This is a genomic window from Pseudoalteromonas sp. Isolate6 (assembly GCF_022398435.1).
GTDB lineage: Bacteria > Pseudomonadota > Gammaproteobacteria > Enterobacterales > Alteromonadaceae > Pseudoalteromonas > Pseudoalteromonas galatheae.
The window spans coordinates 1-7,754 of sequence record NZ_JAKEVK010000209.1 but is presented as its reverse complement, the minus strand read 5'-3'; the positions used below and the strand labels follow the sequence as shown (position 1 = coordinate 7,754).

Sequence of the window (7,754 nt, the reverse complement as noted above, 5' to 3'; positions counted from 1 at the left end):
ATGTAAAGTACCTAAATACACTCCAGAACAGAGTGTTCAAACTTTAGTCTAATCAACATTACATAGAAAAGCAATTGCACCGACTTTAACAACGCAAATGACTAATTAGACTCTAAAAACTCCAGCAGTTCCTTTTCAGGCATAGGCTTTGCGAGCAAAAAACCCTGTACTTCATCGCAGCCAAGCTTCTGTAACACTGTCATCTGCTCTTCTGTCTCAACGCCTTCTGCAATCGTCTTCAGGCCGAGATGTTGACCTAAAGAGATGACAAGATCGGCAATTGCACCGCTATCATCATGAGGGATATCTTTAACGAAAGCACGGTCAATTTTAAGCCGTGCCAAAGGTAGTTTTTGTAAGTAGCTCAAAGAAGAGAACCCAGTACCAAAGTCATCAATTGCAACCTCAACACCAAATTCTTGTAACTCTTGAAGTGTATTAATCACCGAATTTACTTCATCCATAACCACACTTTCTGTCACTTCGAGCTCAATATGTTTTGGCTCCACATTAAACGACAAGATTGTGTCTTTTACTTGCTGCGCATAGTTCGGCACTTTAAACTGCGGTACGGAGACATTCACAGCAATACTAAGCTCACCAAACCCCTGTTGTTGCAAAGTTGCCTGCAACTGACAGGCTTGCTCTAATACCCATTGACCAATTTCAACGATAAGCCCCGCATTCTCCGCAAGAGGAACAAAAATCGCAGGGGAAATATAATTACCGTTTCCAGAAGGCCAACGTAACAAGGCCTCACAGCCAATCACCTTACGATCGGCAATAGAAAACTGCGGTTGATACCAGACCTCGAGTTTTTTCATTTCAAAGTCTTGCCTGAGCTGCCTTATTAACCCCAACTTCCAAGCCATTTTTTCTTCTAAATCTGGGGTATACCAATCCAGTGAAATACTCGACTGCTTTGCTTGGTTAAGCGCAATATAAGCAAGTTTTAAGGTTTCTATGCCTTGCGGCTGGAAGTCCTCTTGACGGCATACTCCAATATGAAAGTGCATAGTCAACAAATGCTCCCCGACATGGTAGGGTACACACAAGTTATCAATAAAAGACTCTTCATCAAATTGCGACTCAGGCATTAAAAAGCCAAACACATCCGCGCCAATTCGTGAAATTAACTGGGCCTCAGGAAACTCAATACTAATTCGTTCAGCAACCCCAAGTAACAACAAGTTCCCAACTTCTTGGCCTAAACCGTTATTGATGTCAGAAAACTGAGCAATATCTACAAGAACAAAAATGAGCGACTGCTGCTGGTTAAAGTAAGACTCTATTTTCTCGATAAAATTAGCGCGATTAGGTAGTTTGGTGAGATTATCTTTGTAAGCCACCTCACGTAATTCATTAAATAGCTTGATATTATCAAGACCAACACCAACGTTAGTCAGGAATATTTCAGCAAACTTCAATTGTGCTTCGGACGGCTCACTCTCTAGCTCTAAATAAATGGCTGCCTTTTTGTTTTTGCTTTCAAGTAAGAAGGTAATGTCGTGTGCAGTAGATTGGTGGGATTCGGTATCAATACAGTTTTGCACTTGCATGATGACACGTCCATTATCAAGCTGCTCTATACCATGGCCAAAGAACTCACGGTACTGCTCACTACCACCAAACACCCTTAAATGCATATCATCATCTAGGTAGCCACTCACTAAGCCTTCGCCTGACGCATCTAAAATATTTGCCAATTGGGCAACAACCGCAGCTGCAAAGGAGCCCATATCGGTATGACCGAGGATAGCGCGAGAAGCTGAAAGGATCTGCTCTAGTGCATGACTTTGCGCTTCGAGTTCACAAATTTGCTGATAGGAACGGATAGCGGTAAGTAAGGAAGTAACCAGTTTACTGCGAGTGAGTTCAGTCTTCATTTTGTAATCGTTGATGTCGAACTCGCGGATGACTTTTTCTTCTGGCGCGTAACCAGGCTGACCTGTACGCATAATAATACGTACTGCCATATTTTTTATTTCTTCGCGCACTCGACGGACAACATTAAGGCCCGCGTCGTCAGTTTCCATTACCACATCGAGTAATAAAATACTGATATTATTTTGTTCTTTTAAAATCTCAATGGCTTCTTTACCCGAATAGGCATGAAAAAACCTGAGCTTTTTGCCCCAAAACTCTAAATTAGACAGTGCAAGCTTAGTGACAGAGTGGATCTCTGGGTCATCATCAACGACTAAGACATCCCAAAAAGCACTTATCGTTTCTGCTTCTTGAGTAACTTCTTCGTGCTCTGCAAACAAATAATCATCTTGCTCAGGTGCCATGTTTTACCCTTTAAATCCACACTACTTTTTAATTATAGGCACTGATTCACTCCAGTGTTTACCATCCTACAAAATATGGTACATTTTTATTATTACAGTTCTGTTCGATTAACATACATGAAATATTATAGTCGAGCATAGAACAAAATAGATGATTTAGCATACTTTTTACCAATGAGGATTCTGTATCAAACGTTTATCTACTCCCATTAGAATGTTGATGATTTTAGCACTTGTTATTGTGATTGCTGGTTTAGCGATGCCACATCATTATAAAGTGGAGAAAAGCACTGATATTTCTGCCAATAGCACAACACTCTCTCCTTTGGTGTTATCCCATTGGCCAGTACTATTTAATTGGCAAACAACTGAGGCTCTCCACTTTCGCATATTGCCGAAGAAACAGCGAGTAGGCAGCTCAGCTGTGTTAGTGCATCCTTGGGGAGAAGCTGAAATGACTATCATCAAAATCAACGAACAGAATTTAGAACTATCTTTGCATGTAGACGACGAGCACTTAGCCAAAATTAGCCTTAATTTGTTTACCACTCAGGCCGATAAACAACTGACCATCACGATTGAAGGAAGAGCCAATACACCCTTTATTGGCAGTTTTATCGCACTTTTTATGCAGCAGTATTTACCGCAAGTAACCAATTCTGCGGTGAATCATATGCATACACTGTATAAATTACGAGCTTGATATGGCAGTCAAAAATGCACAAGTAAAATCAGCCTTAGCGCTTTCGATTGAAGAAAAGCTCGGCTACCCCATGGTGAAACGGATCACACCGCTTGTCACTCAAAATGACCGTTATCAGTCTGATAAAAATAAAGACAACCAATACACGGTACGAACTGAGCACGGCACACTAAAACGCGCCCTAAAGCGTCAGCAGTTAATCAAAATCCAACGCCAGCAAAACCTCGAGGCCATTATGGGCATGGCGCTTACATTATGCCCCGAGGTTACCGCCCGAGGTCGCCCCGATCCCGATTGGTTGGAGCACTTCATCACCCTTGCAGAAGACATTGCCAATCACTCTATGCAAAAGTTGTGGGCAAAGATATTGGTAGGTGAAAGTATTACGCCAGGCACTTTTTCAATTAAAAGTTTGCAAACCCTAAAGATGATGACCCAACGTGAAGCAACCGCGTTACAAAGATGTGCACCGCTGTGTGGCTACTTAGAAAAAGAAGACAGCTACCTTATTCTTCATGGTTACTATAAAAAGCCATCTATTTTTGATTTGCTGCGTAAGGGCAGCACCGAATCCATCAACTTAAGCCAAGCTGGGCTGAATTTTCCAAATATACTTACGCTGATGGATATTAATATCCTTTATCGGCAAGAAATTGAGTCCGCGTCACTACAAAAAGGACAGTCAATGCAGTTGGTGTATTTACGCAAAAAAATGACCTTAACGGCCAAATCCAATGACTTAGTGCTGAGCTATTACAAGTTGACGCAAACCGGAGACGAGCTTAAAAAATTACTCCAAAGTCCAATCAATAAACAATATAAGCAACTTGTAGAAAAGGCCTTTGAAAGTGAGTTTACGCTCGACTGGGAAGAGAGATAAGGCAGCTGTTTTACTTATACCATACAGATAAAAACGGCTTGGTCGATCACTCGTACCAAGCCGCTAGAGGAGTAAACTACACTATCTTAGAAATGTAGTTGGATCCCTGCAAATGGACCTGAGACATCCAAATCAGTGTAGATATCGTCAATATCATCCAGCTCCAGTACCATAGAGCGGTAACCCACTTTTACCGCAACATCAACAGCCATATTGTCGATAAACTCATAAGCGATACCAATTTGATAATCTTGGATTTTGCTGTCATCAATTGCCAGCATGCTGCCTTCAGCAAAAACACTTAGCCCTGTAAGTGGTAAACCCACTTCACCGCGCAAATAACCCAGAGGAACAAAGCCTGAGAATTCAACTTCTTCTGTGCGTGTTTGACCATTTGCAGTACCAGTTACCATGATAGAACCGTCAAACTGCTTAAAGTTCACACCAAAGTCTAACGTCAACAAGTCATTGTCTAGCACTTCGTAATACAATGTATAGTCGATGTGGTTTAGATCTGCGTTTGTTGTCGCGTCAGTACCTACTGTATAAACTTGACCACCAAAGTCAAAAGACTCTGTTAACGTCGTTTGACCATTTAACTCAAGCTCGGTATAGCGTAACTTGATATTTGGTACTAGCGGCACTGGGTGCTCAAGTGCAGCATAAAAACTCGTAAAAGTTTCATCATCAAAGTTAAAGGTTTGCATATTGCCTTTTTCAGCAAAGCTACCTTCGGTTTCGGTATCCCACCCTTCTGCACCGACATAAAGCCCGAGTACCGTATCTGCATGTGCAGCAGGTGCTAAGCACGCGAGAGATAATGCCGCTGCTAAAAAGTGTTTTTTCATGATGTTATCCTTGCGCTAAAAGTTCACTAAGTTCTATGAGAGCCGCATTGGCTCGCGAAATATAATTTGCCATGACCAGAGAGTGGTTTGCGACCAAGCCGAAGCCACTGCCGTTTAATACCATAGGGCTCCATACCGTCTCTTGAGTCGCTTCTAACTCTCTGATGATCTGCTGTAGGCTGACAAGTGCATTTTTCTTTTCGAGCACAGGTCTAAAGTCATGCTCTACCGCTTTCATATAGTGTAGTAACGCCCATGTGGCGCCTCTGGCTTCATAGAATACATCATCAATCTGCCACCACGAAGTTTTCACCATATTATGGCTTGGCGTCATGGTTGCTTGATCGGCTGCCGAATCTCCAGCTAAATCGGTATTTAATCTGTCTTGACCTACACTTGCACTTAATCTTTGACTTAAGCTGCCCATGCGCTTTTCAGCTTCTTTTAGCCAAGCTCTCAAGTTATCAGCACGCGCATAAAACTGACTGTCGCGGTTACTGTTATCAGAAATTTGCGTCAAATACTGACGCAACAAATCATTGCCTTTTTGATATTCACCCTCAGCACTTGGCCACATCCACGCTGTTGAACTGATATTAAACTGTGGCTGAGCTAGCTTTAAACTTGGGTGCTCTGTCGATTGAGACTGTGAACGACTAAAGTCTTTACGCATCGAAAGCGTAAGATCTCGTGTCATCTCAAGCACGCCGTACTCCCAAGCGGGCATGTTATCCATCATTACGCTTGGCGGCATCATGTCGTTCGACAAGTAACCACCTGGCTTATTTAAAAGCGTATCTGTCACTTTAATCAAGGTATGTGTTGTCACATATCCAGTGACTAATGTATTGCCATTTTTCTGTGCATCCGCTTTTGCAGCCGCGACGACGTCAAACTGTTCTGGTTCCACACTCCAATACACGGCTATAACATAGCCCAGAAGTATGACAGCGATAATACCAGAGATGATTTTTCCCGTATGATTTCCCATTTAATACCTCACTGTTTTTAGTGATGAGAGTGATGTCCTGCGTTTGATTTTTCTTTACCACCAAACATATCTGCAAGTGCGACGACTTCCGCCATGGTGAAGATCCTATCGCCATCAGCAAAATATAGCGTAAGCTTACGCTTCTCACCGACTTTTAATGTTTCTACTGGTTCAAACACCATTAAGTGATAACCACCAGGCTGAAATGTCACTGACTTACCCGCGGGAATAGCGAGCTCGTCAACACGTTGCATTTTCATCATATCTTCTTTATGAATATGCTCGTGAATTTCAACACGCTTAACGCCTTCGAGCGCAGCTTTAACCAGCACTTTATTTTGCTGCGTTGGGTTTTCAATAACGAGATAACCTGCAGTAGATGGCGCTGCCGGTAAAAATGCACGCACGGTGGCATTGTGAACAGAAAGTTGCTCCGAACCATGATGATGTTCACCATGTTCATGCCCTTGATGAGCTGAAGCGTTAAAGCCGATAAAAGTTGATAAAGCAAAAATTAAGGTTTTGATTACACTTGATTTCATGTTGGCTTTCCTTGGATTTATAACTGCAAATAACTATATCACAGATCCCAATTTAGCGTGTTTTTTATCTCCTACCGCCAACAAAAACCCACTGCTCACACTTTTGCTTGAGCAGATTTGTCTACCACTAACCACACAATTGCAATAATACAGATGAGTGGAAATAGCACTATCAGCGAATTAAATAGCAATGTCATTACTAGCCCAATGAACACAATAAGGAGCAGCCCTAAAATACCTGCGCTCAAGAGTGCTCCTAGCACCACCAGCGCTACAATTGCAAATAGCAACGTGAGTATTTCAAAGCCAAACCAACCTAGGTCAAATCCCATATCGAGTTGCAGATCGCTGATGTCTAACCATATTAGTGGCAGCGACACCCAAGATAGCGCCAATAAAAATACCAGCGCTAATAATATACCGGCCACGACTTTCATAGTGCCTACCTCGTCGCCGTTACTTAGTTTTCGTATTGCGTTTTTGGCATTGCAAACCAAGCGACGCCATACGCCAATAACACCAACATTGGAAACTTAAAAAACAGCAATACCGTTAGTAAACGCGTTAACCAAATTGGCATATCAAAACGTTGTGCAAGTTGCGCACATACGCCACCAATTTTCTTTGAACTATTCATTTGAGACAGTGTTGATTGATATCTATTTTTCATCTTTATCCCCTTTCGCTTTGATTGCTCAGTTCGTTGCAGTGGGCGAGCCTAGCTCGCCATTTTTTGCTTCAGTTGGGCTAATTCATCGTCAATTTGTTGCTGCTTTTGCTCATCTTCAAAGCGCTGCCATACATCGGGCTGCCCTAAGTCATAGGATTCGACTTCAGCTTCAAGGCGCGCCACCTTACGTTCTAACTCATCGAACTTGCGCGTTGCAGAGCGCATGTCGTCACTATTCAGCGTTTGTTTGACGGTTAGTCTTGCCTTACCAGCTTCCAAGCGACGCAACATCGCCTTTTCTTTTGCCTTTAATTGCTGAATTTTGCTTTGCAACTTGTCCGCATCTGCGCTGAGTTTTTCCAGTGCAGGCGTTAGATCATCAATTTTTTGCTGTGCTTCTTGTGCTTTTTCGGTTTCTCGCTGTTTTTGCTCAAGGGCTGAGCGGGCAAGATCTTCACGACCTTTTTCAAGGGCGTGTTCGGCTTTGCTTTGCCACGTTGCCGCAGCTTTATTTGCTTGCTCAACTTGACGCTGTGCTACTTTTTGTTGGCAAATAAGCTCAGCTGCCGTTGCCCGACAATCAGATAGCGCTTCTTCTAAATCACGCACTAACTGAGTGGCCATTTTTTGTGGGTCTTCGGCTTTGTCTAGTAACGCGTTAAGTTCTGCTTTGATAAGATCTTCAATTCTGTTGATGATGGTCATTGTTCGGCTCCTTTTATAATATAGTGAGACTATTCCAAGAGCCGTGCCAAAAATAAAAACAAAATTAAATCATTGAGTTAAGGTTTTTTGAAAGGAAAAATAGATTTATTGAGATACATTAAAT

The 7,754-nt window shown here is 42.4% G+C and carries 9 protein-coding genes; 2 read left to right on the top strand and 7 right to left on the bottom strand.

Annotated features, from left to right (window positions below):
* Nucleotides 1-101: 101 nt before the first annotated feature.
* On the bottom strand, nucleotides 102-2,291 hold the full coding sequence (locus L1D50_RS19495) for an EAL domain-containing protein (RefSeq protein WP_138521408.1): 2,190 nt from the start codon (nucleotides 2,289-2,291) through the stop codon (nucleotides 102-104).
* 220 nt (nucleotides 2,292-2,511) lie between these two features.
* Here L1D50_RS19495 and L1D50_RS19490 point away from each other — a divergent pair, with 220 nt between their 5' ends.
* Both L1D50_RS19490 and L1D50_RS19485 read left to right on the top strand, forming a co-directional pair.
* On the top strand, nucleotides 2,512-2,994 hold the full coding sequence (locus L1D50_RS19490) for a hypothetical protein (RefSeq protein ID WP_128727604.1): 483 nt from the start codon (nucleotides 2,512-2,514) through the stop codon (nucleotides 2,992-2,994).
* 1 nt (nucleotide 2,995) lies between these two features.
* Nucleotides 2,996-3,874 carry a TIGR03899 family protein gene (locus L1D50_RS19485; protein WP_138521410.1) on the top strand — a complete coding sequence of 293 codons (879 nt, stop codon included), beginning with the start codon at nucleotides 2,996-2,998 and terminating at the stop codon, nucleotides 3,872-3,874.
* A gap of 86 nt (nucleotides 3,875-3,960) precedes the next feature.
* Here L1D50_RS19485 and L1D50_RS19480 read toward each other — a convergent pair whose 3' ends face one another.
* From L1D50_RS19480 to L1D50_RS19455, 6 genes are all read right to left on the bottom strand, one after another.
* Entirely contained in the window at nucleotides 3,961-4,722 is a 762-nt protein-coding gene (locus L1D50_RS19480) for a TIGR04219 family outer membrane beta-barrel protein (RefSeq protein WP_010376724.1), read from the bottom strand.
* A 4-nt stretch (nucleotides 4,723-4,726) separates the two neighbouring features.
* Nucleotides 4,727-5,713, bottom strand: coding sequence for a DUF2333 family protein (locus tag L1D50_RS19475; protein WP_010376722.1), 987 nt, complete (start codon nucleotides 5,711-5,713; stop codon nucleotides 4,727-4,729).
* 17 nt (nucleotides 5,714-5,730) lie between these two features.
* A complete protein-coding gene (locus tag L1D50_RS19470) occupies nucleotides 5,731-6,255 on the bottom strand; it encodes a copper chaperone PCu(A)C (protein ID WP_138521412.1) in 525 nt (174 codons plus the stop codon).
* Nucleotides 6,256-6,350: 95 nt separating this feature from the next.
* On the bottom strand, nucleotides 6,351-6,692 hold the full coding sequence (locus L1D50_RS19465) for a hypothetical protein (protein ID WP_045964956.1): 342 nt from the start codon (nucleotides 6,690-6,692) through the stop codon (nucleotides 6,351-6,353).
* Nucleotides 6,693-6,715: 23 nt separating this feature from the next.
* Nucleotides 6,716-6,925 (bottom strand): PspC domain-containing protein, encoded by a 210-nt coding sequence (locus L1D50_RS19460; RefSeq protein ID WP_128727601.1) that lies wholly within the window; start codon nucleotides 6,923-6,925, stop codon nucleotides 6,716-6,718.
* A 48-nt stretch (nucleotides 6,926-6,973) separates the two neighbouring features.
* A complete protein-coding gene (locus L1D50_RS19455) occupies nucleotides 6,974-7,630 on the bottom strand; it encodes a PspA/IM30 family protein (RefSeq protein WP_128727600.1) in 657 nt (218 codons plus the stop codon).
* Between the last annotated feature and the right edge of the window lie 124 nt (nucleotides 7,631-7,754).